The organism is Paenibacillus sp. FSL H8-0332 (assembly GCF_037963835.1).
Lineage (GTDB): Bacteria > Bacillota > Bacilli > Paenibacillales > Paenibacillaceae > Paenibacillus_AQ > Paenibacillus_AQ rhizoplanae.
The window spans coordinates 4,174,736-4,200,264 of record NZ_CP150145.1 but is presented as its reverse complement, the minus strand read 5'-3'; the positions used below and the strand labels follow the sequence as shown (position 1 = coordinate 4,200,264).

Below are 25,529 nucleotides of genomic sequence, written 5' to 3'. Positions count from 1 at the left end.
TATCCAATTGGATTAATGAATAGCAATACTGCTGAAGGAGAGTCCTTTGTGTTCAAAATAATGCTAATCGAAGATGATATCACTCTGTTCGGGGAGATTAAGGAGAGGCTTGCCCAATGGTCCTATGAGGTTTACGGGATTACAAATTTCGGTAAGGTACTGCAGGAGTTCTCGGAGGTGAAGCCCGACCTGGTGGTGATTGATATCCAGCTGCCGCAGTTCGACGGGTTCCACTGGTGCCGGATTCTGCGCAGCCACTCCAAGGTGCCGATTATTTTCCTCTCCTCCCGGGACCATCCGAGCGATATGGTGATGTCGATGCAGCTTGGGGCCGATGATTTCATTCAGAAGCCGTTCCACTTCGAGGTGCTGATTGCCAAGATTCAGGCCATCCTCCGCCGGGTCTATAATTACAGCAAGGAAGGCACGGAGCTGAAGACCTGGCGCGGAGCGGCGATTGAGTTCGTGAAGAATACGGTTACGGGGAGCGGGGGAGCGGCGCTGCTCACGAAGAATGAGATGCTGATTCTCAAAATCCTGCTGGAGCGCAAAAACAGCATTGTGGAGCGTGAGGAGATTATCACCAGCCTGTGGGACAACGAGCATTTTGTCAGCGATAATACGCTGACTGTGAACGTGAACCGGCTGCGCAAGAAGCTGGAGCCGCTCGGTCTGGATGCCTACATAGAGACTAAGGTGGGGCAAGGGTATATGGCGACTGAAGAGGCGGAAGAATGATAAGGAAATACATCACCGAGAAGCGGAGCTGGCTGCTCCTGCTGGCCGTCCTCCAGCTGATTATTATATTCGTGGCCTATATTGATTCTGCAATCCCGCTGCTGCCGGTCCTGTACATTGTGCTGTTGAATACGATGCTCTGTCTGGCCTTCGTCTACCTGCGGTATTCCCGGGAGACCCGGTTCTACAGGAGCCTTGCCTCCTGGGATCAGATCTATGAGCTGCAGGCGGTCCTCGATCCGGGTAGTCCGATGGAGCGGCTGGTCCATGAGGCGGTCAGCGCCCAGACGGACCGTTACAAGCGCGAATCCTCCGTGAATGTCGGGCTGCTGGAATCGGAGAAGGACGAACTGCTGGCCTGGATACATGAGGTCAAGACCCCGCTGACAGCCATGCAGCTCATGATAGAACGCCTGCCGGATGAGACCCTGCAAAGACAGATGATGTACGAATGGCTGCGCATCCACCATCTGCTTGACCAGCAGCTGCATCAGAAGCGGATTCCCTTCATCCGCAATGATCTGTTCATTGAGAAGGTCGGTCTTGCTCCTATTCTTAATAAGGAGATCCGGGCACTGAAATCCTGGTGTATCTCCAAACGCATCGGCTTCGATGTGGAGCTTGAAGCTGAAACGGTACTTACAGACGGCAAATGGCTGGCCTTCATGCTTCGGCAGCTCCTGACCAATGCTGTGAAATACAGCGAAGCCTCCGATATCGTCATTCGGAGCCGTGAAGAGGGCGGCCATGTTGTGCTTGTCATTGAGGACAGCGGCCAGGGGATGGACCCCAGGGATCTGCCGCGCATCTACGATAAGGGCTTCACCTCATCGCGCTTCCGCCAGGAGGGGGCAGCTACCGGCATGGGGCTGTACCTGACCCGGCAGGTTGCGGAACCGCTGCAGATCAGACTTCACGCTGCTTCCGTGCTTGGGCAGGGGAGTGTATTTACGCTGACTTTTCCAAGGGAAAATGACTTTCAGCGCCTAACAGGTATGTGACAATAGTGTCACATGCCTGTTCCATTTGTTCGGCGAAGCGCAGGAAAATGATCCTCCACGAGCTTATGATAGAGCTATAGAAAAGGAGTGGGGAACAGATGCTTATCATGCAGGCTAACAAAATCTATAAAACCTATGGCAACAAATTCAATAAACAGGAAGTTCTGAGGGGCATTGATCTTCAGGTCGACAAGGGCGAGTTCGTAGGAATCATGGGTCCGTCCGGGTCCGGCAAAACGACGCTGCTGAACGTTCTCTCCTCGATTGACCGGGTAAGCAAGGGCACGATAGAAATTGAGGGCAAGGAATTCACCGGGATGAAGGAGAAGCAGCTCGCCGAGTTCCGCAAGCATCATCTCGGGTTCATTTTTCAGGATTATAATCTGCTCGATACCTTGACGGTCAAGGAGAATATCATGCTGCCGCTGTCGATTACAGGCATGTCCAAGAAGGAGGCGCATCAGAAATTCGACCAGGTAGCAGGCGAGCTGGGAATCTATGAGCTGAAGGACAAATATCCGGCGGAGATCTCCGGCGGGCAGAAGCAGCGTACGTCTGCGGCGCGGGCGTTCGTGCATGATCCGAGCATTATTTTTGCCGATGAGCCTACAGGAGCCTTGGATTCCAAATCTGCCTCCGATCTGCTGAACAAGCTGGCCGCCATGAACAGCAAGCGTGAAGCTACCATTGTCATGGTTACGCATGATGCTGTTGCCGCAAGCTACTGCAGCCGCGTGGTCTTCATCCGGGACGGGCAAATCTATACCCAGCTGAACAAGGGGGAGGAGTCGCGGCAATCCTTCTTTAATGATATTATCAGCACCCAGGGCGTACTTGGTGGTGTCACGCAATGAGTCTGAATTACATTATCCTCCGGAACCTCAAAAAGAACATCAAGAACTATTATCTCTACGTGTTCGCGCTTATTTTCAGTGTGGCCCTGTACTTCTCCTTCGTGACGCTGCAGTTCGACCCGGCCATGCAGGAGGTCAGCGGTTCGATCAAAGGCGGGGCTGCCATCGGCGCATCCTCTGTCCTGCTGGTTGCGATTGTGGCCATCTTCCTGCTCTATGCGAACACCATCTTCATCAAGCGCCGCAGCAAGGAGATCGGGTTGTTCCAGCTGATCGGGCTGACCAAGAGCAGAATCTTCGTGCTGCTGAGCGCCGAGAATCTGATTCTATATTTCGGATCGATGTTCGCGGGGATCGGTGCAGGGTTCGTGATGTCACGGCTGATCCTGATGATTCTGTTCAAAATCCTGGAGGTCGATCAGGTCGCTGCGCTGCGCTTCTCCCCCGAGGCCCTGCAGCGGACAGTGCTGGTTTTTGCCGCCGTGTATATGCTGATTATGATCATGAATTACACCTTCATCCGGGCCCAGAGCATTCTGTCGCTGTTCAAGGCTACGGCCACTTCCCAGACGCGTATTCAGAGAATGTCTCTGTGGGAGGTTGTGATGGGCGTGCTCGGAATCGGAAGTATCATCGGAGGATATTATATCTCCGGGGAGCTGTTCAGCGGCAAATTCACGGGCATGAACGGATTGATGTTTGCGATGATCGCCATCCTCGCCCTGGTGATTATCGGAACCTATCTGTTCTACAAAGGCTCAGTCAGCTTCCTCTTCAATCTCATCCGCCGCAGCAAAAAGGGTTACCTGTCCATTCGGGAGGTATTATCGCTCTCTTCCATTATGTTCCGGATGAAATCGAATGCCCTGCTGCTGACGGTCATCACCACGGTATCCGCGCTGGCGATCGGTTTGCTCTCTCTGAGCTATATCTCTTATTATTCGGTGGAGTCCTCCGCGCGCGAGAGCTCGCCGCATGATTACGGCTTCCTTCAGAAGGCCGATGAGGCAGGAGTCCGGGAGGGGCTGGATCAGGCCGGCATAGGTTATACCACTCTGGAGATTCCAACGGTGCAGGTAGAGGTGGATCTTAAGGAGGTCATGGATACTAAAAATTTCCCCAACAATGACACCAGTCTATTGGCTACCGTGATCAGTGAGAGCAGTCTGGAAAACATTGATTTGCAGCGGGGCGAGGTACGGATTATAGGGTACACGACTACGAAACAAACCATGCTTAAGCTGAAGGATAAGGGGGAACTCGACTTCTCTACCAAGAATGGTGTTATTAAGCAGCAACTTGTGGGTTTATCAGAGGAGGCGGTGCTGCCGTACTATTTTGGCGGAGGGATTCTGGGGGTGTTCGTGGTGGATGATTCTGTCTTCCAGGAATTGCTCCAGCATAAAGACCCGGATGAGCAGAAAAGAGTGAGTGGTGCAGGAATCTATTACGGTATAAATCTTAGCTCATCCTCACAGGCTAAGCAGGCGTACGAAATTTATAAGCAGCAAAAGCCGGAGCTGCAAAGCTTCTCGCAATATGAATTTGAGTTCAACCAGCGGACCAATATGGGCCTCATTATGTTCATTGTCGGCTTCCTGGGCCTGACGTTCCTGATTACCTCTGGCTGTATTCTCTACTTCAAGCAGATGGATGAGAGCGAGGAGGAGCGGGAAGGATATACGATCCTGCGCAAGCTGGGCTTCACCCAAGGGGATCTCCTGAGCGGCATCCGGTTCAAGCAGCTGTTCAATTTCGGTATTCCGCTGATTGTCGGCCTGTGTCACAGTTATTTTGCGGTAAAATCCGGTTGGTTCTTCTTCGGGACCGAGATGTTGACCCCGATGTTCGTAGTGATGGGGCTGTACACCGTGCTGTATTCAATCTTCGGCCTCCTGTCCGTCCTGTATTACAAGCGGGTAATCCGGGAATCCCTGTAATTATATGTAATGTTGAGGATAGCCTTGGGGCTGTCCTTTTCTTTTTGCGTGTATGTAATTATATTGTTGCAAGTTCATAAGGGTTCAGCTCTTGCCTTACGCAAAACAGGCAGCGATAATGGTATAATAAGACCGAAACGGAGCAGACCAAATGTTATCGCCCGGCAACAGGGCTTTCCGTAGAAGAGATTCAGAAGTTAAAGCCGTTACAGTAAAAGTAGCAGAGCTATCAGATTATAGACAGAAGAGGTGGGGGCGTGTCAGTTACAGTTGGGGAGATTAGGTCGATTAACCGTTATCCGGTGAAATCCTTTGCGGGGGAGGCGCTGGAGGCCTGTAAGGTTGTATCTTACGGAGTGGAGGGGGACCGGTATTGTTCCTTTTATGATATGACCAAAAAAGACTGGTCCCAGTATATCACTGCCCGGAAGATTCCCAAGATGATGTCCTATAAGGCGGAATATGTGGGGGAAGATATCCGTGTGACGGCTGCGGATGGCCGGGTGTTCGGCTGGGATCAGGAGCTGCTGGATGAAATTCAAAGTCTGACTTCCACCGAAATTACGATGTCTGCGTTCAAGGCACCACACCCGGAGGAGAAGCACCCGGAGCTGTTATCGGTAGATGGGGCTAGTATTCTGCTGGTGACTGATAAAAGCCTGAAGAAGCTGGAAGCCCTATGGGGCAAGCCGGTCGATCAGCGCCGCTTCCGGGGTAACTTCCTCGTGGAAGTGAGTGAGGACTCGCTCGGGGAGGAAGAGTGGCTCGGCCGCCGTCTGTCGATTGGCAGTACGGTGCTGCAAGTGGATAGCTATTGTGAGCGCTGCGTGATGATTACCACGAACCCGGATACCCTCGAACGGGACAGTTCCCTGTTGAAGCAAGTCTACAAAGAGCTGAAGCAGCAGTTCGGCGTCTATGCTTCTGTCGTTACTCCGGGAGAGGTGCGGCTCTGTGATCAGGTTGTGATGCTGGATAACTAAGTTGGACTGAGGTGAACGAAATGCTGGAGTTGTCCATGGAACATGCGGATGAGCTGGTGAAGGTGACACATGCGCTCTCTACGGAGCTAAGACTCCGAATGCTGGCGCTGCTTAACAGCCGGAGAATGAATGTGGCGGAGCTGGCGGAGGCGCTGGAGATTCCGGTATCCACGGCAGCTTCCAATGTGAAGGTGCTGGAGCAGGCAGGGTTGATTGAGACGGAGCTGCTGCCCGCTTCACGCGGGGCGATGAAGGTATGCAGCCGGATTTATGATGATATCAAGATCACGATCAATGCTCCGCAGCGCCGCCTGCAAGCCGATCAAGGTGAATATTGCTATGAGATATCTATGCCGATCGGCAATTTCACAGCCTGTGAAGTGGCACCTACCTGCGGGATGGTCAGTGAGAACGGTCCGATTATTACGGAGGATTCACCGGCGGGATTTTTTCATCCGGACAGGGTACAAGCCCAACTGCTCTGGCTGCGCAAAGGTTATCTGGAATACCGCTATCCGCTGGAGATCCCGCAAGGGGCGGAGCTTCACCGGATTCAGTTCTCCATGGAGATCTGCTCGGAAGCACCGAATTACGAGAATGACTGGCCTTCGGATATCACACTGTGGATTAACCAGGTAGAGGTAGGGACTTGGACCTCGCCCGGTGACTTCGGTGGCAGACGCGGGAAGCTGAATCCCTCGTGGTGGATCGATACGGGAACCCAGTTCGGCGCACTCAAGATCTGGAGCGTAGACAATACACGAAGCACCATTGACCATCAGGAGCTATCTGCTGTTAATCTGGAGCAATTAAAGCTCACCGGCCAGAACCACGTGGATCTGCGGCTGGGGGTCAAGGAGGATGCCAGATACAAGGGCGGCATGAACCTGTTCGGCAAAAAGTTCGGCGATTATGAGCAGGATCTGGTGATGAAGATTTTTTATAGCATTGAGCCTTAGACGATTATTAAACTGAACTAAGTATTTTATTTGCGGAGAAGAACCTGCCGCTTACGGCGAAGGTTCTTTTTTGCGTCACCATTGACATTTCAGCAGATTCTGCAATAATTAGTACATATTTATTGTATTAAAACAAAATTATTGTTTATAAGGAGTGTGCGTATAACCATGACAACCCGGCACTATATCAAGGATTATCCGCGGCCGCAGTTCGTCCGTGACGACTGGCAGAGCCTGAACGGGGAATGGGATTTCCGGTATGACAATGACAACGCTGGGGAGCGGGAGAGATGGCATGAGGAGCTGCACGGCGATCTGAAGATTCAGGTTCCGTTCACGTATGAGACGGTGGCGAGTGGAATCGGCGAGACCACGTTCCATCCGTATGTATGGTATGAGCGGGAGGTACAACTACCTGATTGCTTGGGCAACAAGCGGGTGCTGCTGAATTTCCAGGCGGTGGATTACATCGCGAAGGTGTGGGTGAACGGCAGCTATGCCGGGGGACACCAAGGCGGGTACGCGGCTTTTACACTGGATATTACCGATTATCTCAACACGGGAGCCGGAGCAGTGAACCGTCTGACCGTCAAGGCTGAGGATAGCCAGAGCTGTACACAACCACGGGGCAAGCAGCGCTGGGTGGATGAGAATTTCGAGTGCTTCTATGTGCAGACCACGGGAATATGGCAGAGTGTGTGGCTGGAGTATGTATCCCCTTCGTACCTGAGGTCTGTCAAAATCACCCCGGATCTCGATAACCGCTCGGTCCGTTTCGAATACAATACCCATGGGGCGAGCCCTGATCTCCGGCTGGAGACGCGGATCAGCACCGGGGAGAAGACCTTCAAGCAGGTCTCGCTGCAGGCAGACCGGGCCTCGCTACAGCTGGATGTAGAGCTGACGCATGAAGCAAACGGGCCGTGGAAGCTCCAGTCCTGGTCGCCTGCCGCACCGGTACTGTACGAGGTGGAGTTCATTCTGTACCAGGCGGAGCAGGTAATAGACAGGGTCTACTCCTACTTCGGACTCCGCAAAATCTCCATCGAACAGGGCAAGGTGCTGCTCAATAACACGCCAGTGTATCAGAAGCTGATTCTGGATCAGGGCTATTGGCCGGACAGCCATCTGACCCCGCCTTCGGAGGAGGCGCTGATTGCTGACATTGACGCAATTCTCGCAATGGGCTACAACGGGGTCCGCAAGCATATGAAGATTGAGGATGCTCGCTTCCTGTACTGGTGTGATGTGAAGGGGCTGCTGGTCTGGTCGGAGATGGCGGCCACCTATGAGTTCAATGATGAGGCAGTGGAGCAGTTCACGAAGGAGTGGACAGAGATTGTCCGGCAGCAATATAATCATCCCTCGGTGATTACCTGGGTGCCTTTTAATGAATCCTGGGGTATCCCGCAGGTCTATACGAATAAGCGCCAGCAGCAGTTCACTGAGGGCATCTATCACCTGACCAAAGCGATGGACCCGGATCGTCCGGTAATCGTCAACGACGGCTGGGAGCATACCATCAGCGATATTATTACCCTGCATGACTATGAAGAGAGCGGCGCTGCGTTGCTGGAGCGTTATGCAGACGCCGATAGTGTGCTTGGCGGCAGCTCATCATTCAATAACTGGAAATACGCGATGGCTAAGGGCTACGAATACCGGGGTCAGCCTGTCATGGTCAGTGAATTCGGGGGCATTGCCTTCAACACTGGCGAGGGATGGGGCTATGGGGAGCAGGTGGGCAGTACCGAGGCGTTCATTGAACGTTTCCGCAACATCACTCAGGCGATTAAGGATACCCCGTACATCTGCGGTTATTGCTATACCCAAGTTACGGATGTACAGCAGGAAGTGAATGGACTATTGGCGGCGGACCGGACACCGAAGATTCCACTGGAAGAGATTCGTAAGATCAACCGGTAGCCGAGCGAATAATCGTAACATTGTAGCCTAAATAGCGGTGAATTATCGGTTCAATGACAATGAAATGCCCTTTAGAATCTTTGGTGAAAGCACTTACATCCATTCGGGTGCGTTCAACAGGCTTCACCAATGACGATTAAGAGGAGGGCTTACGTGTTCAAAAAATTGTTCATCTCGCTGTCCGCTTCCCTGTGTCTGCTGCTGATTGTTGCCGCTGTTCCGGCCATGGCCGCAAATGGTCCCGTGGTGTGGGGGACTTCGTCCACCATCACTGACATTAACACGTTCACCGATGCGGGTCCCGATGCCCGCGGAATCAGGCCCGGAACCTTCGGCGCCGAATATGCGCGGATGATCAAGCTGGCGAACGGGGACTGGCTGGCGGTCACCGCCATCTACGACAACAACGGCTATACCAAGGTGTCTTGGGGCGGTACCCGGCTCCAGGTCTTCCGCAGCACAGACAATTGCCGCACCTGGTCGCTGATGTCCACGCTTTGGGAGGATGGCCGTGACCTGGACAACGGGCAGTTCGTGCAGCTCACGAACGGTGATATTTTGCTGGCGATGCGGTCTGTCCGCTGGCAGGAATCGTACAAGCTCAGAGTGTATAAAAGCGTGAACGGAGGCGCGAACTGGAGCTTCCTCAGCACCATCGACGAGAACAATGGCGCTCCCGGCGCGCTTGGGAATCCCGACAAAGGCGTGTACGAGCCGCATATGCAGCTCCTGAATGACGGCTCGGTCGCCGTGATGTATGCAAGCGAGAAGCATGTGACGGAGAATCCGTCGTACAGCCAGATCATCTCCCAGAAGATCTCCACCAACGGGGGAGCCAGCTGGGGGAATGAGATTTATGTAGCCTGGGACCCGTCCAATTCAGGCGCGCGTCCGGGGATGCCGGTCTGGACCAAGATGGCAAACGGGCAGTATATTGTGACTTTTGAGGTGTGCGGGACGCAGAACTGCAGAATTTTCACCAAAAAAAGTGCTGACGGCAAAACCTGGTCCAGCGGCATCGGCACCCAGGTCTCCACTAACCAGCAGGGCGGGCCTTATATCCTGTCTCTGGCGGATGGGCGTCTGCTGCTCAGCTCCAACTCCAATGTGCTGTCCCTAAGCAACGATTACGGGAACACCTGGGTGGACAATGATATTCCGGCCTTTGGAAATTCATGGTGGACGGCGATGTATCAGACGGGCGGGAATGAGATCGCCTTCGTGGATTCGGTCGACCGGAGCGTCGGCGGGCATAATGTTCAGGTTCGGTTCGGGACGCTCAGCGGCGCGTACAGCAATGATTTCTCGGCGAATGACAACGGCTGGGCCCGTTATGGCGGATCGTGGGCGGTGAGCGGGGGCGCCTATAACCTGAATTCAGTGAATGCCGACAAATCGCTGCTCACCCCGTATCCTTCCAGAATGAACTACACACTGGAGGGCGACATCCGGTTGAATAATGCGGGCCAGGGCAGTCTTCTCTTCAATGTAACCGGTCCGGGAACCGGGGCTGATCTGCAAAAGGGTTACGCAGCAGGTATTGACTCTGCCGGTGAGGTCTGGCTTGGACGGTTCAATAATAACTGGACCTCTCTCCAGAGTGTAAATACCCCTATTGCCGTGAACACCTGGTATCACATGAAGGTTGTGGTCAATAACGGTAACATCAAGGTATATGTCGGAGATATGACCGTGCCTAAGATTGACCGCAATGAAGCTGTATACACTTCAGGCACGGTCGGGGTACGCGGCGGCTTCGGCAACAGCGTCAGCTTTGACAATTTTACAGTGGATTGACTGGAATTTCACGGGGGCCTCTCAAGAGGTCCCTTTTTGCGTGCGCAGCCTGTTCTCTATCTGTCGATTCTCTACCCTCCGTAAGATCGTCTACCTGCCTGCGAATTTAGCCCGGTTAACATCTGTCGTTTGTTCACCAAGGAGCGGCGGTTTGTCGGTTCAAGCACAGCGGTGTTCGCTGTAGAGTTAGAGATAAGAAAGCCCTTACATCAAGCGGTGAAGGCTTTCCTTGCACAAACTTTACGGAGAAGAGGGTTGTACAGATGAGGATGAACAAAAGCTTAACAAGTGTGGTTACGGCTGGGCTGGCGCTGGCTCTGGTCCTGCAGGGATGCTCCTCCGGAAATACAGAGAACGGAGCGGCCAAGGCATCGAATGAACCGGCGGCAACGGGGAGCACAGAGAACAGTCCGGTGGAAATCTCCTTCTGGAATATGTTCGGCGGCGGGGAAGGGGAGTTCGTGGACCAGATTATCAAGGGCTTCAACGACTCACAGCAAGAGGTGACCGTTAAGCCGCTCCGGCTGGAATCCAATGAGTATTACGCGAAGTTAGGTACAGCGCTGTCTTCCTCCAAAGGCCCGGATGTGGCAGTAGCTCACGTGGAGCGCATCTCACCGTTCGTGAAGGCTCAGCAGATTGTGCCGGTCGATGAACTGGCCTCCAAGGTAGGGTTCGACCTGAAGCAGATTTGGGACTCGAATATCAAAAGCGTATCTTATGACGGCAAGCCCTATGCAGTTCCGCTGGATACCCACTTCCATATGTTCTACTACAATAAGGATATTCTGAAACAGGCTAACCTGCTGAATGAAGACGGCACGCCCAAGCTGGACGATATGACCCCGGCAGGCTTCGAGAAGACGCTTTCTGAGATTCAAGCCAAGGTGCCGGATGTCCAGGCGATGGCGGTGAACACGCCGTATTTCCAGGAGCCGTTCCTCAATCTGTATTATGAAGCCGGCGGCGAGCTGCTGAACCCGGAGATGACCAAGGCGAGCATCAACAACCCGCAGGCACTGGATGTGCTGAACTTCTATAAGGATGTCTTCAATAAAAAATATGCCGACCTCAATGACAAGACGCCATGGGATACCTTCCATAACGGGAAAGCCGCCTTCTGGTTCGGCGGGGTCTGGGAAGCAGGTCTGCTGCTGGGGGATGAATCGCTGAACATCGGCGCTATGCCATTGCCTCCGATCTTCGGCAGCCAGACACATTGGGGCAGCTCCCATACGCTGGTCATTCCGTCATATGTCACTCCTGAGAAGCAAGAGGCCGCAGCCAAGTTCATGAAGTATTTCTCTGAAGTGGGCGGGGAGATCTGGGGACAGGCGGGCCATGTGCCGGCGAACAGCAAGATCACGGAGAGCGAGGCCTACAAGAGCCTGCCTTACCGCAGCGAATTCATCGAGGCGCAGAAGACGGTGAAGTTCGCGCCGCCGACCGATAAATATACGACGATTATCACTACGGTTTCTGAAGGGCTACAGAACATTATCTTCGGCAGCGAGACGCCGGAGGACGGCTTGGCTAAGCTGGAGAAGCAGATTAATGAGGTGCTGGAGAACTAGCCTTATCTGGCCGGATTGGGATGAACTACTGCCAGGAGGCAGGTCAGCCCCAATCCGGCTCATGATTCATTTCATTTGAAGGAGAGAGACAACAATGGAGCGGAGCTTGAGTGAGAAAAGGCCGGCTGCGGCTCTTCGCAGAGCAGAACCTATACACCTGCTGACTGAACTGAAGGCTATTCTTTATCTGATCCCGTTCCTGATTCCGTTCACGGTGTTCTATCTGTGGCCGGTGATCCGCGGAGCCTGGATGAGCCTGCATGTGTGGGGCATTCAAGGGATGCAGAAGTATGTGGCTCTAACGAACTATGCGAAAATTCTGACGAATTCAGATTTCTATGCGTACCTGTGGAACTCGTTCTATTTCGTGCTGCTATGCGCGCCTACGGTGATCATTCTGGGGCTGCTGCTGGCCCTTATTATTAATCAGCGAATCTGGCTGCGGACCCTGATCCGCTCGGTGTTCTTCCTGCCGTATGTCCTGTCGGTCTCTGTAGTCAGCTTCATCTGGCTGCGGCTGCTGGATGCGAAGAACGGACCGGTGAATGCAGCCTTACATATGCTTGGCATTAACGCAGACATTAACTGGCTTACAGATCACCGGTTTGTGTGGTGGGCAATTACGATTGCAACCGACTGGTGGAGCGTCGGGTTCGTCATGGTTCTGTTCCTGGCCGGGCTGCAGGAGATCCCGACCGATCATTATGAAGCGGCGAAGATCGACGGCGCGAATGCCTGGCAGCGATTCTGGAGCATTACCCTGCCGGGGCTGTCGAGCGTGATGAAGATCCAGATCTTTTATCAGATTATCAACTGTCTCAAGCTGTTCGGGCAGGTACAGATTATGACCGGCGGCGGGCCGGGCGATTCCACGAATACGATGATCCGCTACATCTATGTCACGGGGTTCAAAAAGGATATGTTCGGCATGGCTGCAGCGCAGTCCATGGTGTTCTGCTTCATCATGCTGCTGATCGCCGTGATTCAATTCAAAATTACAGACCGCAAGGACGGATAGGAGAGGAGAAGATTCATGAAGAAGCTTGGTTTAAATGCTGTGGCTATGGTGCTTGCCCTGCTGTTTGTTTTTCCGCTGATCTGGATGTTTCTCACCTCCCTGAAGCCCGATGGCGTGAACGTCTATACGCTGGCCGATTGGGTGGATTGGTCGGATCTGAATACCGGTAATTATGTAAAAGTCATTAGAGATTCGCAGATTCTGCTCTGGACCTGGAACAGTCTGGTGATCGGCGTGCTTACTACCCTGATCTCCATTCTGCTTAGCTCGCTGGCGGCCTTCTCGTTCTCCAAGCTGCCATTCCGCACACGGGGCATCTTCTATGTGCTGATTGTCTCGGGCCTGCTGATTCCGACAGAAGCCATTCTGATTCCGCTCTATGAGACCGCGCTGCATCTGGAGCTAATAGATAATATCTGGGCGATTATCCTGCCGGGATTGACCAACCCGATCGGTATTCTGCTGCTGAAGCAGTTCATGGACGGTGTGCCTAAGGATTATATTGAAGCCGCTCAAATCGACGGCAGCCGCAGCTTCCGGCTCTGGTGGAGTATCTGCCTGCCGCTGACCCGCTCCGCGATGGTGTCGGTGGGAATCTTCTTTTTCATCCTCTCGTGGAACAACTTCCTGTGGCCTTATCTGGCGATTACCTCGGAGGAGAATATGATTCTGTCGGCAGGGCTGCCCACCTTTTTGTCGAATAATAATATGTCGCTCAATCTCATTATGACAGCCAGCGCCATTGCGGCGATTCCGACGATTGTTGTCTTTATCCTGCTCCAGCGTCAGATTGTCCAGGGCGTAGCCATGTCAGGGGTCAAGGGTTAGCCTGAACCAGATCATATAACGGGAAAGGATATAGAGCATGCGTACATCTCCTGAGAGTTCTGCCAGGTCCTTGCGGCTCCGCTTGATATCCTGGATCATACAAATGAAGAGCAGCATGCGCTATAAGTGGATGCTGCTGCTTGTTCTCTTCTCCTTGACACCGCTGGTGGTCATGGGGATTATTTCTTTTTCCATCTCGAAATCAACCATTAACGACAAGGCCACCGAGTATTCGGAGCATCTGCTGGATCAGACCGCCGATAATCTCGATACGCGCCTGGGCATCTACAAGGATATGCTGATGCAGGTGCTGAACAATCATGAGATTGTGGGGATGCTGCGGGCCCTTGATGGGACCGGTCCGGCCAGCTATGATGTGGATAGTCTGTCTCTGACGACGAAGCTGTCCACGATTGTGGCGATTAATCAGGATGTGCAGTCCATCTCCTTCGTCTCGGATAAGCATTATATCAAAGGGATCTACCGCTGGAGCACGCGAACGCCCGCCGAGGTGGGGCCGTTCCTTGCGACCCTTAAGGGCGGCAGCAATTTCCGCTGGTATCCGACCCGCTACGGAACTTATGTGGACAGCCTCAATTCGCAGAGCACCCATGTCTTCTCAGTCGCCAAGCAGCTCTATAAAATATCGGATGACAGTCCCCTGAAGATTGTAGCGGTGCTGGATATCCGTGAGGATGTGATTAAGGAGCTGGTCTCGAAGGCGTCCAGCAACAACCGTGATCTGCAAAGCTTCGTGATGGACGGCGGAGGCAGGCTCGTCTCGTACCCGGACAGCGGGCTGATCGGCCGGAGCGTGAGCGAGGTGCTGGGACAGGCAGGGTATGAGCAGCTCGTGCGTACCGGACAGGAGGAAACGAGGTTCCCGCTCGCTTACAAGGGAGACAGTCTAATCGTGAATGCCAAGAAGCTGCATACGAATGACTGGGTGGTTGTGAATGTAATCTCCAAGGCCGCGCTGTATCAGGATTCGAACCGTCTTCTGCAGATTTTTATTTTCGTCGGGCTGCTCTGCATCATCTTCTCAGTCATTGCGGCGCTGGTGCTGGCGAACTCGATTACGAACCCGATTCTGAAAATGATCCGGCTGATGCGCCAAGTCATGTCCGGCGAGCTCAGCGTCCGCTATAAAGCGAAAAGCAGACATGATGAGATCGATATCCTTGGTGACAATTTCAACGCGATGGTGGTACAGATCGACGGACTGCTGAAAGCGGTATATGTGGAGCAGGAGCAGAAACGGATGGCGGAGCTGAAGGCGTTGCAGGCGCAGATTAACCCGCATTTTTTATACAACACACTGGATATTATTAAATGGACGGCGCTCATTCAGAAGGCCAACAACGCGGCAGAGATGGTCAGCTTGTTGTCGCGTCTGCTCAGGATCAGTCTGGGCCGGGGGGAAGAGACGGTGACGGTGGAGGAAGAGATTGAGCATGTGCAATGTTATCTCGGCATACAGAAGTTCCGGTTCAACTTCAATATTGAGACTGTGATTGAGCTGGATGAAGAGGTACGCCGCTTGCATACACCGAAGCTGATCCTCCAGCCGATTGTGGAGAATGCGATCATCCATGCTTTTGGAGAGATGGAGTCGGGTGGTATCATCCGCATCACCTGCAGCAAGGTGCCGGGCAATCAGGTGGAGTTCGAGGTGACGGATAACGGCAAAGGAATGGACCCTGCGCTGGTGCGCAGTCTGCTGGACGGGCAAGCGCGGGAGGAGGAGAAGCCGGGGGGCATCGGGCTGGCGAATGTGGATGAACGGGTGAAGCTGATTTGCGGTAAAATGTACGGGATAGAAATTCACAGTGAGCCGGGCACAGGTACGACGATACGGGTCAAGCTGCCGCTCATGACAAATGATATAAGGGGGAACCGATGATATGTACCGGGTCATTATCGTAGAAGATGAATTTATCGTGAGATATGGCATCCGGTCGATGATCGAATGGGAGGCTATTGGACTGGAGGTGACCGGGGAAGCCGCGAACGGCCGGGAAGCGCTGGAGCTGATGGCAGCCGGACTGCCCGACATCCTGATTACCGATATCAAGATGCCCGTAATGGACGGCATTGAACTGATTGCCGAGGTGCGGAAGCGCTCAGCGGAGCTGAAGATTATCATCCTCAGCAATCTGGAGGATTTCCAGTATGCCAAGCAAGCGATTAAGCATAATGTATCCGATTATATGATCAAGTCGGATATGATGCCGCGTGATTTCGAGCAGGTACTGCTTAAGTTGAAGGAGAGCCTCGAAGGGGCGCAGAAGCCCTGGGAGGAAAAGTCCGCGCCTGCTCATATTGTGCCGGTGCATAAGGAGAACTTCCTGATCGGGCTGTTGGAACGCGGGGCGGTTCAAGGCAGGATCGAACGCGATACACTTACGCTGGCAGGGCTTGCGGATAAGCGGCCGCTCTATGTGCTGCAAATTCTGCCGGGGGGCAGAGCAGAGCCGGAGTATGGGCAGGGAGCCGCGGTAATCCGCAGCCTGCTCGAAGAGATTGGGCTAAATGATCCTGCTCTCGGCTATGAACTGGTTCGTGACAGACAAGGTGTACTGCATGTAATTGTAACCTCAGAGGTAATGGTGCAGCCCGATAAGGCTGCGGTTAGGGACCGCTTGCGCAGCTCCAGTGAACAGCTGATTCTCCAGCTATCCCGCCAATACTGCTGGACTGTAACGATTGGCATTAGCGGAGAAGTCAGGGAATGGGCGGATTTGAAAAATGCGTATGTCCAGGCTGCGGGCGCTGCAAGAATGAAGCTGTTCATGGGAACGGGCCGTGTGCTGGTTCACGGGAGCGATGAGCTGCTGGCGCAGGGGGCGCAGTCTAACGCAGCGCAGCTTCAATTGATACAGTCAGGGACTACACTAACGCCATCGCTTCAGATTAGCAGCCATCAGATTCAGTCGATGGTCTATGCTTTTCAGTCGGGAGAGCTGGAGGAATATCTGGAGCGGTTGTTCGATCAGCTTGCCATGCGCAGGGATGCGGAGCTGGTACAGATTATCTCGCTGGAGCTGCTGATGATCCTGACCACTCTGTGGCCGGATGTCTCGAAGGATGCGGAGCAGGTGCTTGAGCTGAAGAAGCAGTACTTCGACGAACTGTCGAAGCTGGAGACGCTGGAAGAGAGCCGGGGATGGTTCCGGCAGGCCTTCCAGGCGCTTGTTGCACATATGAAAGAGATGTATAATAGCGACCGTAACAGTATTATTAAGGCGACTCAGTACATCCAGCAGTATTACCACCAGGAGATTACCCTGCAGTCGATCAGCGGGCTGGTCCATCTGAGCAAGAACTATTTCGCCAATCTGTTCCGAAAAGAAGTTGGGGAGAGCTTCCTGGAGTATCTGACCCGCATCCGCATTGAGAAGGCGAAGACCTTGCTGACCGGCGAATTGAAGGCTGGCGACATAGGCAGTCTGGTCGGCATTCAAGACCCTAAGTATTTCTCCAAGGTATTTAAGAAAATCACAGGCGTATCTCCCTCCGAGTATCGTGCGCTGGTCCGGAAGGAGGGGTAAGGGAATCGTTCGACGGAACTTATTGATAACGCTTACAATAATTAGGTAGCTTGGACAGGGTAGGATAATCAAGGGGGTACCCTGCAAGCTGCACGGACGCGGAAATTCTTGCATCATTCGCCTGTTAGATTGATTTTAAGCTTCAAGGAGGAGGAGGAAGATGAAGCTGATCCTGCCTGTTCTGCTGCTGTGTCTGCTGCTGCTCACGGGCTGTGCGGATTTCTCTTCCAGGAATACGGAGCCGCCGGAGCGCAGCACGCCTGTGACGATCTCCTTCTGGAATCCGTTCGGAGGGGGTGAGGGCGAGTTCGTAGAGCGGATCATTCATGACTATAATGCCTCGCAGAGTGCAGTGTTCGTCAAGCAGCTCAGATTGGAATCGAACGAATATTATGCGAGACTCCGCACCGCGCTGTCCTTCGGTAAGGGACCGGATGTGGCAGTCATCCATGCCGACCGTCTGTCACCGTTCATCAAAGCGCAGCAAATCATACCGCTCAATGCTCTGGCAGAGCATGGCGGATTCCAGTTCAATCAGATCGGGGAACAGAACCTTCAGAGCGTCAGCTATGCCGGGCAATATTATGCGGTGCCTCTGGATACACATTTCCATATGCTCTACTACAACAAAAAGATCCTGGCGAAGGCTGGCGTATTGTCTCCCGCCGGAACGCCGCAGCTGGAGGAGAATACGCCAGAGGGATTCACCCGCCTGCTGCGGCAGATTGCTGCGCGGGTACCGGATGTACAGCCTATGGCGGTGAACACCCCGTATTTTCAGGAGTCTTTTCTCGATCTGTATTATCAGGCGGGTGGAGAGCTGCTCAGCCGGGATATGAAGCGGACGGCAATTAATAATGAGCAGTCACTGGAGGTTCTGACCTTTTATCAGCGGCTGTTTGACGAGGGATTAAGCGATTTGAGCGATAATACACCCTGGGATTCCTTTGATAACGGACAGGCAGGCCTGTGGTTCGGCGGGGTATGGGAGGCGGGCCATCATCTGGACAATAAGGCGCTGGATATCGGGATTATACCTCTTCCGCCGATCTTCGGCAGCTCAGCCCATTGGGGAAGCTCCCACACCCTGGTGATTCCTGCCTACACTACCGGGGAGAAGCAGGCGGGTGCCATGGACTTCATGAAATATTTCTCGGAGGTGGGCGGGATGATCTGGGGCGAGGCGGGTCATGTTCCGGCGAATCTTACAGTTGAACAGAGCCGGATGTACCGGGACCTGCCTTACCGGGAGCGGTTTATTCAAGCCAGAGATCAGGTCAAGTTCGCCCCGCAGACGGATAAATATGCGGCTCTGTTCACTGCAATGTCTGAGGAGCTGCAGCATATCGTGCGCAACCGGATACAGCCCGAAGCAGGACTTAAGCGGCTGGAGGAGAGTCTTAATCAGATCCTGGCGAACTAGGTGACCAGCTCCGGGACCGGACAGAACCCGGGGTTCGCGGCGCACAAGGCTGCGGTGAATTCCGGCCGGGTCTCCCTCAGTACAGCGAAATAACTACGGATGACATGGTTCAGCTCGGGGCTGCCATTCTGGAAGGATAGGGATTTAAGGGTCTGGACATGGGTGTAATAGTATTTGGTCTTCTGCTTGGGCAGCTTGTAGACGGTTGGCGGAACATACGTTGTGACGTCAAAAAGATTGGCATAGCGGTAGCTGCTGCGCACATACCGGCTGAAGGCCTTGGCAAAATCCGGGTCCCCGACACGCGGAGACCCGTAGGTATACAGCCGCGGGGCGGTGAAGGCGGAGTTGGCAGCAACATCCAGCGCACACAGAGTGGCCAGTGCCCCGCCAAGGCTATGGCCTGTTACATACAGCGTCTTCTCCGGGGACAGAGTGCCAAGTACGGAGAGAATGGCATCCCGAGCGGATGCATAGATGTCGGTGAACCCTCGGTGGGTCATGCAGGGCTCCTGAATGTATTTGAATTTCTTTTGCGCGGCATTCATGTTCGAGAGCCAATCATTGGTGGAGATGCTTCCGCGCCAGGCAATAACGATCTCCTGCGGTGATTCCAGAATGAATCCGAACAGCTCCCAGACATTCCCCATGGATTTCGCTTGAAAGCTGTGAACAGCCGAGAAGTCCGCCGGTACCACAAACACACCCTCCGCATTGGCAAATTGGGTATAGGTCTGTCCGCAGACAGCCGCCAGAAAAATTGCCCACTCTTCTACATCTCTCCGGTTAGTCATCCCGCATCCCGCCCTTCTTTTCTATCTGTGTATGATCAGAAGGCGGGATTGGTGCAGCCCTAACCGCACCTCAAGTATAAATAAGTCCGGTTCAGGAAAAGGAATCCGAACCGGGCTTTGCACATTTACTCGCTCACATCTGTTTTTTCCACCGGGCGGTCACGCAGCTGATTAACATAGCTGTCGGACATACGGAGCAGCTTCAGCGCCCGGGTGAATTCATCCTCCGTCGATTGAAGCAGATCTGTTCCGTTACCGGACAGGGTGTAATGCTGGCCGTCCTCGAACCCGCTGCCTGACAGGAACAGTTCTTCATTATTAACGAATGATCCTGTAGGCAGATAATAACGCTGCGGCAGCAGGTTATACGCTGTCTGATTAAGCAGATCCTGTCCGAAGTGGATATGATAGTCCAGCGGAACCCCGAGCAGATTGGCAACGGTCGGCAGAATATCCACCTGGCCGCCTAACTGCTCCTTCAGTGCCGGTGTGGTAACGCTGGTTGCTGAGATGATGAGCGGAATATTAATCAGATCACGCTCATTATACTCATGCTCCAGGATTTCCTGCAGCAGGACTTTATCCCCTTCCTTGAGCGAGAAAATCGGAAGCCCGCGGTGATCGCCGTAGAGGACCACCACGCTGTTATCCCACACACCGCTGCTCTTAAGCTCATCAAGAAATTGGCCCAGCGCATAATCCGCATAGTTCTCAGCCCGGATATAGTCACCGACCAGCGTTCCCTCGTAGCGTTCCGGCAAGGTCATCTTGTATTTGCTCTCCGGGATCGAGAACGGATTATGCGACGACATCGAGATCACATGGGCATAGAAGGGCTGTTCACGCTGATCCATCCGCGCAAGCTCTTCAGAGGTCTTCCTGTACAGGACTTCATCCGAGGCGCCATAGAAGACTGCATCCTCTTCGCCGAAGTAGGTTTTGTCGTAATATTGATTGAAGCCCAGTGCCTTGTATAGCTCCCCGCGGTTCCAGAACTCCACATTATTGGTATGAAAAGTCGCGGTATCGTAGCCCTGGGCCTCCAGCAGCTTCGGCAGACTGGGCAGATCCTTCGGAGCATACTTATCTGTGGCCGGACCGTCCGGCGGTACATAATAGGAAGTGTTGACGGTGAATTCGGCATCCGAGGTATTGCCCTGGCCTACCTGCTGAAAGAACCTGGGGAAATAGTAGCTCTCGCCAGCCAGCTTATTCAGGTTAGGCGTGATTTCGGTTCCGTCCACCGACAGATTGATCAGGAAGGACTGCAGAGACTCCATTTGCAGGATGATCAGATTCTTGCCCTTGGCAGCCCCAAACAGGAGCGGATCAGCCTTCTGCTGAATGCCCTTCGTCATGTCGATGCCGGCCTGGGAGATCTGCGCAGGGTCCATAGGCTCCTCTGCGGGTTCACGCAGCAATGCGTAGGCTTCATAATTGAGAATGCCCATTTGCTCTGCCTTGACATTCTCATTCATACTGGCTTTATTGGGGAAAATATTCATCATGCACAGCGTAAGCGAGAGGCAGAACAGGATAGCCACTGCCTTGCGGTTGCTGGGACGGGACATGGAATGCTTCCAGGCCAGCGCTTTCTTGCGTCTGAGCATGATCAGGCTGATGATAATGATGTCTACGAAGATAAGCATATATTGCGGATGCACGACGGCGAATATACTTTTTTTGACGGCGCCTACCTGCTTGACCTGACCGAAGACTTGTGATGTAGCAATCATACCAAAATGATTATGATAGACGATGAGAGAGAAGAACAGGACGGTAATGAGCAGATTGACGATCAGATAGATGGCGACCTTATGCTTGGTGGCGAACCATTCGATGAGGCAGAACAGCAGCAGTACGAAGGGGATTTCCTTAAGCCAGGTGGTCCAGGTTGGACCGTCCTCGAATAAGTAATACCAGGCGAAATAACTCTTCACCAGCATGATCAGCGAGAAGAACAGAATCGACCTTTTTCGAAGCGAACGTGATTCCTTGTAAGGCATTGCGTATGCGCATCCTTTTCTATATAATCCATTAATTCTATTACAGGGCCGAGTTCAAAATCAACCGGATTTAAGGGCGGTTTGGTGAAAAATAAAGGTGAAAATTCGCCGCATATACGTTATTCTCTAAGAAGCATCCGGGAAGTTGAGCCGTTGATAAACGAAGCAGGAGGAACAATTATGACAAAAGAATTCTCGCGCCAATATACAGACAGTGTGAAGCAGGAACTATTGAACAGACTCGGCCTGAAGCAGGTGTATTTCAAGGGACAGCAGGGCGAGGGCCTGATATATGAAGCAACGGGCTTTGACCGCGGTACCTCGCATAAGTTCTGTGTTAGAACGCGTAAGGGCACCGTTGACGAATGGGTGGGCGGGAAGTGGATGAAGGTCCGCAGCTTCTCGATTGCCACCAGACAGGAGGGATTAGAATGAGCAGCCATTCCCATTTGCAGTTACATGTACAGCCCTTGGCAGAGGTAGAGCATCTGAAGATTCATGGCAGAACGACTGGAGCGCTTAACCCCCTGACGTTATTCTGGACGGGCAGTGCGATAGAGGTGAACCTCCAGGCCTCCGAGCTATGGCTTGAAGTGGAGTCCGGTTACGATTATCACGAGTCCTGGATCAGTGTGCTGATCAACTCCGTTCCCGTCAGCAGACAAATGGTGAATGCCGGAAGGCACTGGGTCTGCGTATTCAGAGGAATGAACCCTGAGCAGGTGAAGAATATCCGGATTGTAAAAGAGGTCCAGGCGATGAGCGGCGATCCCGGCGCTTATCTCCAGTTCCATGCGGTCCGCACAGACGGCAGCTTCCTGCCTGTTGAAGCGAAGCCATACCGGCTGGAGTTCATCGGTGACAGTATCACATCAGGTGAGGGCGTCATCGGTGCCAAGATGGAAGAGGACTGGATTCCCGCCTGGTTCAGCGGCGTGCATAACTATACAGCGATAACAGCCGAGGCCGTGCAGGCTGAATTCCGGGTGATCTCACAGAGCGGATGGGGCGTGCTCTCCAGCTGGGATAATAACCCCAAGGGCAATATCCCTGACATCTATGAGAAGGTCTGCGGTCTGCTGACCGGTCCCCGTAATGAAGCGCTTGGGGCGCATGCGATGAATGATTTTACGGCCTGGCAGCCGGATGTGGTTGTAGTCAACCTGGGCACCAATGATGACGGCGCGTTCAACTCCCCCGAGTGGCTGGATGAGGACACCGGGCGTATCTATAAGCAGCGGCTGAATGAAGACGGAAGCTATCATGAGGAGGATCTGGCCGCCTTCGAGACCGCAGTCACGAGGTTCCTGGCGAAGCTGAGAAGCTATAACCCCGGGGCGCATCTTCTCTGGGTGTATGGAATGCTGGGCCTCTCCCTGATGCCGGCAATCTACCGTGCGGTGGATGGATACATGAGGTCTACGGGCGACAAAAACGTGTCAGTGTTCCAGCTGCCGAATGTGACGAATGAAACGATGGGAGCACGGACCCATCCGGGCCTGCCGGCGCACGAGCAGACTGCAAGGGAGTTAAGCGGTTATATCCGGGGACTTTTGTCAGGGTCATGAATTAGGAGGCAATCCATTGAATGCTTATGTGTTATTATCGTTAGCCATTGTGAGTGAGGTCTTCGGCAGCTCTATGCTTAAGGCATCGAACGGGTTCAAAAAGTTACTCCCCTCCATTGCGGTAGTCGCTGGTATGGGCCTGGCGTTCTTCAATCTGTCACTGGCATTGAAGGAGATCCCTCTCGGGACAGCTTATGCCATCTGGTCTGGCGTGGGAACGGCATTAACTGCATTGGTTGGTGTACTGGTCTATAAGGAACGCCTGAATGTGCGAAAAATAGCAGGCTTAATTCTCATCATTGGCGGTGTGGTTCTGCTGAAGCTGTCAACGGGGGTGTAGAGATGAGAGGTTACTTCGCGCTAAGCATCGCTATTATGTCGGAAATCTTCGGTACGACGATGCTCAAGCTCTCCGATGGATTCAGCAGTGTGCTGCCGTCGATCGGAGTAGTGCTTGGAATGGGCCTGGCTTTTTACTGCTTATCGATCAGTCTTCGTACCATACCTCTGAGCCTGGCTTATGCCATCTGGTCTGGCGTGGGGACAGCGCTGACGGCACTGATCGGCATCCTGCTCTGGAATGATCCGTTCAATCTGCTCACCGGCATCAGTCTGCTGATCATTATCGGGGGTCTGGTGCTGCTGAATTCACCGGATAAGACCAGCCGGGAGAGCACTTCTGAAGCGGGCGGGAAGGAGTTGCCCGAATGAGGAAAATGTACCTGATAGCCGCCGTATGGCTCAGCCTATTGCTGCTGGCGGCATGTAGCGATGGCGCCGGGAAGGGTTCAGGCGGGAAGATTGCCGATGCAGGTCTAAGTGCGGCCCCGGCTGAGGATTCGGCCATTCGTGTACCCCGAAGTACGGGTCAACCGCAAAGCAGCAGCCAGCCCTACCTGGGCAGGGTCTATAAGGTTGTGGTAGATCCGGGCCACGGCGGGGAAGATCCCGGGGCAGTCTCTGTAAGCGGACGCTTGGAGAAGGACTTCAATCTGAGTCTGTCAGAGAAAATCGTAGCCACGGTCGAGCAGGACCCGCAGCTTGAGATCCTGCTTACCCGGACCGGGGATGCTTTTATCTCCTCACAAGAGCTGTTCCGGCCCCAGTTCGCCAACAACCTGCCCGCAGACCTGTTCATCTCCATTCATGGCAACACCTATGAGGATGCGTCGGCATCGGGTACGGAAACCTTTTATTATCATGAAGAATCCTTGGCTTGGGCCGAGACTATACATAAGCATGTCATTCAAGCTACCGGCCTCAAAGACCGCGGCGTGAAAAAAGGGAATTTCTTCGTCCTGCGCGATACGGTAATGCCGTCGGTGCTGCTGGAGCTGGGCTATTTAACGAATCCCGGCGACGAGGCGAAGATGTGGACCTCCGGGTTCCAGGAGAGCGTGGCCTCCGCTGTTGTAGATGGAATCAGGGTATATTTGGGGCTGGAGTGATGGATCACCACTATGTCAAAATGCACAAGGAGAAGCTTATGAACCGGATCTTAATTCTCGGATCAGGAGGCTCAGGCAAGTCTACCCTGGCCCGTCAGCTTGGTGCTCTTCTTCATCTGCCGGTTATACATCTGGATGCCCATTTCTGGAACCCTGGCTGGGTCCCTAAGCCGGATGAAGAGTGGGATGAACTGGTGCGCCAATATACAAATCAGGAGCAATGGATTATAGATGGTAATTATTCAAGGACCATGGATAGCAGACTCAAGCGTGCGGATGTCATTATTTTTCTGGATTTACCCCGGATATTATGTATGTACCGGATTGTGAAGCGTCGTGTCATGTACCATAACCAGACCCGGCCCGATATGAACGAAGGCTGCCCGGAGAAGCTGGATTGGGCTTTTGTGAAATGGGTCTGGAACTATAAGGCACGAAGCCGTGCTATCACCCTGGGGAGGCTCAAGCAGACTGGAGCTCACCAGCAGGTGCTGATCGTAAATACAAGGCGGCAGGTCAAGGAGTTGCTTCATCATTTCGCAGAATGCTGATCAACGCCGCACATACAGCCCCTTGCGGTCCAGCTGCAGCTCACTTGAGATCAGAAGCAGGATAAGTTCCTCAATTGCAGATAGAGTGGCTACTAAGCATACAACTATTGTCCAGATCGCCTGATTCACATAGGGAAGCAGCAACGGTGTAAGGAATAGCAGTAATCCGGCAAGCTTGTTCCCGTAGGTATGAATGCTGCCGTAGGTGCTGAATTTGCGCAGTGCGGTCAGGATGGAGGCTCCCCGGACGACGGCAATCAGCATGATCCACAGGAGGAGGCCGAGGGTCAGACCAAGGAACGGATACAAGGTATAGAGTGCGGTGCCTACCAGCGTCATGTCGGCCACAGAATCGAGCTTGGCACCGAGGCTGCTAACCGTACCGGTCATTCGGGCAATAGGACCATCCAGCATATCGGTAATTCCGCACAGAAGATAGACTACAGTGAAGCCCGTGCCCAGCGGCACCATATATAGCAGCAGAAGGGCAAGCCCGATCCGGCTGAGTGTGATGCAGTTGGGGACAAGCTTCATGGCAACCTCCCTTTTTAACCGTGTAATGGGGATTTC

Annotated in this window: 23 protein-coding genes; 20 read left to right on the top strand and 3 right to left on the bottom strand. The window is 53.4% G+C overall.

Annotation, left to right across the window (positions count from 1 at the left end; translation table 11 throughout):
* Positions 1-48 precede the first annotated feature (48 nt).
* The 14 genes from NST43_RS18335 to NST43_RS18270 all read left to right on the top strand — a co-directional run bounded on the left by NST43_RS18335 (position 49) and on the right by NST43_RS18270 (position 18,592).
* Positions 49-738: a response regulator transcription factor gene (locus NST43_RS18335; RefSeq protein ID WP_209992625.1), complete on the top strand. Its 690-nt coding sequence runs from the start codon at positions 49-51 to the stop codon at positions 736-738.
* Positions 735-1,739: a sensor histidine kinase gene (locus NST43_RS18330; RefSeq protein WP_209992624.1), complete on the top strand. Its 1,005-nt coding sequence runs from the start codon at positions 735-737 to the stop codon at positions 1,737-1,739. The genes NST43_RS18335 and NST43_RS18330 overlap by 4 nt, the downstream gene beginning before the upstream one ends.
* A 98-nt stretch (positions 1,740-1,837) precedes the next feature.
* Positions 1,838-2,593, top strand: coding sequence for an ABC transporter ATP-binding protein (locus tag NST43_RS18325; protein ID WP_209992623.1), 756 nt, complete (start codon positions 1,838-1,840; stop codon positions 2,591-2,593).
* Positions 2,590-4,533: an ABC transporter permease gene (locus tag NST43_RS18320; protein WP_339218535.1), complete on the top strand. Its 1,944-nt coding sequence runs from the start codon at positions 2,590-2,592 to the stop codon at positions 4,531-4,533. Before NST43_RS18325 ends, NST43_RS18320 begins: the two co-directional genes overlap by 4 nt.
* Positions 4,534-4,790: 257 nt before the next feature.
* On the top strand, positions 4,791-5,516 hold the full coding sequence (locus tag NST43_RS18315; protein WP_339218533.1) for an MOSC N-terminal beta barrel domain-containing protein: 726 nt from the start codon (positions 4,791-4,793) through the stop codon (positions 5,514-5,516).
* 20 nt (positions 5,517-5,536) lie between these two features.
* A complete protein-coding gene (locus tag NST43_RS18310) occupies positions 5,537-6,475 on the top strand; it encodes a helix-turn-helix domain-containing protein (RefSeq protein ID WP_339225462.1) in 939 nt (312 codons plus the stop codon).
* Between the two features lie 168 nt (positions 6,476-6,643).
* Entirely contained in the window at positions 6,644-8,401 is a 1,758-nt protein-coding gene (locus tag NST43_RS18305; protein ID WP_339218531.1) for a sugar-binding domain-containing protein, read from the top strand.
* A 153-nt stretch (positions 8,402-8,554) separates the two neighbouring features.
* Positions 8,555-10,198, top strand: coding sequence for a family 16 glycoside hydrolase (locus NST43_RS18300; RefSeq protein WP_339218530.1), 1,644 nt, complete (start codon positions 8,555-8,557; stop codon positions 10,196-10,198).
* A 263-nt stretch (positions 10,199-10,461) separates the two neighbouring features.
* The gene (locus tag NST43_RS18295; RefSeq protein ID WP_339218529.1) at positions 10,462-11,772 is read left to right on the top strand and encodes an ABC transporter substrate-binding protein; all 1,311 of its coding nucleotides are present in this window, start codon (positions 10,462-10,464) and stop codon (positions 11,770-11,772) included.
* Positions 11,773-11,866: 94 nt separating this feature from the next.
* The gene (locus NST43_RS18290) at positions 11,867-12,790 is read left to right on the top strand and encodes a sugar ABC transporter permease (protein WP_209992616.1); all 924 of its coding nucleotides are present in this window, start codon (positions 11,867-11,869) and stop codon (positions 12,788-12,790) included.
* Between the two features lie 15 nt (positions 12,791-12,805).
* On the top strand, positions 12,806-13,618 hold the full coding sequence (locus NST43_RS18285) for a carbohydrate ABC transporter permease (protein ID WP_339218527.1): 813 nt from the start codon (positions 12,806-12,808) through the stop codon (positions 13,616-13,618).
* A gap of 103 nt (positions 13,619-13,721) precedes the next feature.
* The gene (locus tag NST43_RS18280; RefSeq protein WP_339218526.1) at positions 13,722-15,521 is read left to right on the top strand and encodes a sensor histidine kinase; all 1,800 of its coding nucleotides are present in this window, start codon (positions 13,722-13,724) and stop codon (positions 15,519-15,521) included.
* Position 15,522: 1 nt separating this feature from the next.
* Complete coding sequence (locus NST43_RS18275; RefSeq protein WP_339218524.1) at positions 15,523-17,169, top strand: response regulator; 1,647 nt, start codon at positions 15,523-15,525, stop codon at positions 17,167-17,169.
* A gap of 160 nt (positions 17,170-17,329) precedes the next feature.
* A complete protein-coding gene (locus NST43_RS18270) occupies positions 17,330-18,592 on the top strand; it encodes an ABC transporter substrate-binding protein (protein WP_339218523.1) in 1,263 nt (420 codons plus the stop codon).
* Here the strand turns inward: NST43_RS18270 and NST43_RS18265 are convergent.
* Positions 18,589-19,386, bottom strand: a complete 798-nt coding sequence (locus NST43_RS18265; protein ID WP_209992611.1) for a lipase family protein — start codon at positions 19,384-19,386, stop codon at positions 18,589-18,591. The two genes, NST43_RS18270 and NST43_RS18265, sit on opposite strands and share 4 nt — an antisense overlap.
* A 125-nt stretch (positions 19,387-19,511) precedes the next feature.
* On the bottom strand, positions 19,512-21,392 hold the full coding sequence (locus NST43_RS18260) for an LTA synthase family protein (protein ID WP_339218520.1): 1,881 nt from the start codon (positions 21,390-21,392) through the stop codon (positions 19,512-19,514).
* A gap of 180 nt (positions 21,393-21,572) precedes the next feature.
* Between NST43_RS18260 and NST43_RS18255 the strand changes: the two genes are divergently transcribed.
* The 6 genes from NST43_RS18255 to NST43_RS18230 are packed head-to-tail and all read left to right on the top strand — an operon-like array spanning position 21,573 to position 24,959.
* Positions 21,573-21,827, top strand: coding sequence for a hypothetical protein (locus tag NST43_RS18255; RefSeq protein ID WP_339218518.1), 255 nt, complete (start codon positions 21,573-21,575; stop codon positions 21,825-21,827).
* A complete protein-coding gene (locus NST43_RS18250) occupies positions 21,824-22,960 on the top strand; it encodes an SGNH/GDSL hydrolase family protein (protein WP_339218516.1) in 1,137 nt (378 codons plus the stop codon). Before NST43_RS18255 ends, NST43_RS18250 begins: the two co-directional genes overlap by 4 nt.
* A gap of 16 nt (positions 22,961-22,976) precedes the next feature.
* Entirely contained in the window at positions 22,977-23,300 is a 324-nt protein-coding gene (locus NST43_RS18245; protein ID WP_036733186.1) for a multidrug efflux SMR transporter, read from the top strand.
* Between the two features lie 2 nt (positions 23,301-23,302).
* Positions 23,303-23,671 carry a multidrug efflux SMR transporter gene (locus NST43_RS18240; protein WP_339218513.1) on the top strand — a complete coding sequence of 123 codons (369 nt, stop codon included), beginning with the start codon at positions 23,303-23,305 and terminating at the stop codon, positions 23,669-23,671.
* The gene (locus NST43_RS18235; RefSeq protein ID WP_339218511.1) at positions 23,668-24,408 is read left to right on the top strand and encodes an N-acetylmuramoyl-L-alanine amidase; all 741 of its coding nucleotides are present in this window, start codon (positions 23,668-23,670) and stop codon (positions 24,406-24,408) included. Before NST43_RS18240 ends, NST43_RS18235 begins: the two co-directional genes overlap by 4 nt.
* Before the next feature lie 38 nt (positions 24,409-24,446).
* A complete protein-coding gene (locus NST43_RS18230; protein WP_339218509.1) occupies positions 24,447-24,959 on the top strand; it encodes a DNA topology modulation protein in 513 nt (170 codons plus the stop codon).
* On the opposite strand, the gene NST43_RS18225 is transcribed toward NST43_RS18230, so the two are convergent.
* The gene (locus NST43_RS18225; RefSeq protein WP_339218507.1) at positions 24,960-25,493 is read right to left on the bottom strand and encodes a CDP-alcohol phosphatidyltransferase family protein; all 534 of its coding nucleotides are present in this window, start codon (positions 25,491-25,493) and stop codon (positions 24,960-24,962) included.
* Between the last annotated feature and the right edge of the window lie 36 nt (positions 25,494-25,529).

What these genes read in the sequence shown, in the direction of transcription:
- NST43_RS18255 (WP_339218518.1), top strand. Translation starts at nt 21,573, where the DNA reads ATGACAAAAGAATTCTCGCGCCAATATACAGACAGTGTGAAGCAGGAA.
- NST43_RS18330 (WP_209992624.1), top strand. Translation starts at nt 735, where the DNA reads ATGATAAGGAAATACATCACCGAGAAGCGGAGCTGGCTGCTCCTGCTG.
- NST43_RS18240 (WP_339218513.1), top strand. Translation starts at nt 23,303, where the DNA reads ATGAGAGGTTACTTCGCGCTAAGCATCGCTATTATGTCGGAAATCTTC.
- NST43_RS18325 (WP_209992623.1), top strand. Translation starts at nt 1,838, where the DNA reads ATGCTTATCATGCAGGCTAACAAAATCTATAAAACCTATGGCAACAAA.
- NST43_RS18280 (WP_339218526.1), top strand. Translation starts at nt 13,722, where the DNA reads ATGAAGAGCAGCATGCGCTATAAGTGGATGCTGCTGCTTGTTCTCTTC.
- NST43_RS18305 (WP_339218531.1), top strand. Translation starts at nt 6,644, where the DNA reads ATGACAACCCGGCACTATATCAAGGATTATCCGCGGCCGCAGTTCGTC.
- NST43_RS18320 (WP_339218535.1), top strand. Translation starts at nt 2,590, where the DNA reads ATGAGTCTGAATTACATTATCCTCCGGAACCTCAAAAAGAACATCAAG.
- NST43_RS18250 (WP_339218516.1), top strand. Translation starts at nt 21,824, where the DNA reads ATGAGCAGCCATTCCCATTTGCAGTTACATGTACAGCCCTTGGCAGAG.
- NST43_RS18230 (WP_339218509.1), top strand. Translation starts at nt 24,447, where the DNA reads ATGAACCGGATCTTAATTCTCGGATCAGGAGGCTCAGGCAAGTCTACC.
- NST43_RS18270 (WP_339218523.1), top strand. Translation starts at nt 17,330, where the DNA reads ATGAAGCTGATCCTGCCTGTTCTGCTGCTGTGTCTGCTGCTGCTCACG.
- NST43_RS18290 (WP_209992616.1), top strand. Translation starts at nt 11,867, where the DNA reads ATGGAGCGGAGCTTGAGTGAGAAAAGGCCGGCTGCGGCTCTTCGCAGA.
- NST43_RS18310 (WP_339225462.1), top strand. Translation starts at nt 5,537, where the DNA reads ATGCTGGAGTTGTCCATGGAACATGCGGATGAGCTGGTGAAGGTGACA.
- NST43_RS18260 (WP_339218520.1), bottom strand. Translation starts at nt 21,392, where the DNA reads ATGCCTTACAAGGAATCACGTTCGCTTCGAAAAAGGTCGATTCTGTTC.
- NST43_RS18275 (WP_339218524.1), top strand. Translation starts at nt 15,523, where the DNA reads ATGTACCGGGTCATTATCGTAGAAGATGAATTTATCGTGAGATATGGC.
- NST43_RS18265 (WP_209992611.1), bottom strand. Translation starts at nt 19,386, where the DNA reads ATGACTAACCGGAGAGATGTAGAAGAGTGGGCAATTTTTCTGGCGGCT.
- NST43_RS18295 (WP_339218529.1), top strand. Translation starts at nt 10,462, where the DNA reads ATGAGGATGAACAAAAGCTTAACAAGTGTGGTTACGGCTGGGCTGGCG.
- NST43_RS18285 (WP_339218527.1), top strand. Translation starts at nt 12,806, where the DNA reads ATGAAGAAGCTTGGTTTAAATGCTGTGGCTATGGTGCTTGCCCTGCTG.
- NST43_RS18235 (WP_339218511.1), top strand. Translation starts at nt 23,668, where the DNA reads ATGAGGAAAATGTACCTGATAGCCGCCGTATGGCTCAGCCTATTGCTG.
- NST43_RS18225 (WP_339218507.1), bottom strand. Translation starts at nt 25,493, where the DNA reads ATGAAGCTTGTCCCCAACTGCATCACACTCAGCCGGATCGGGCTTGCC.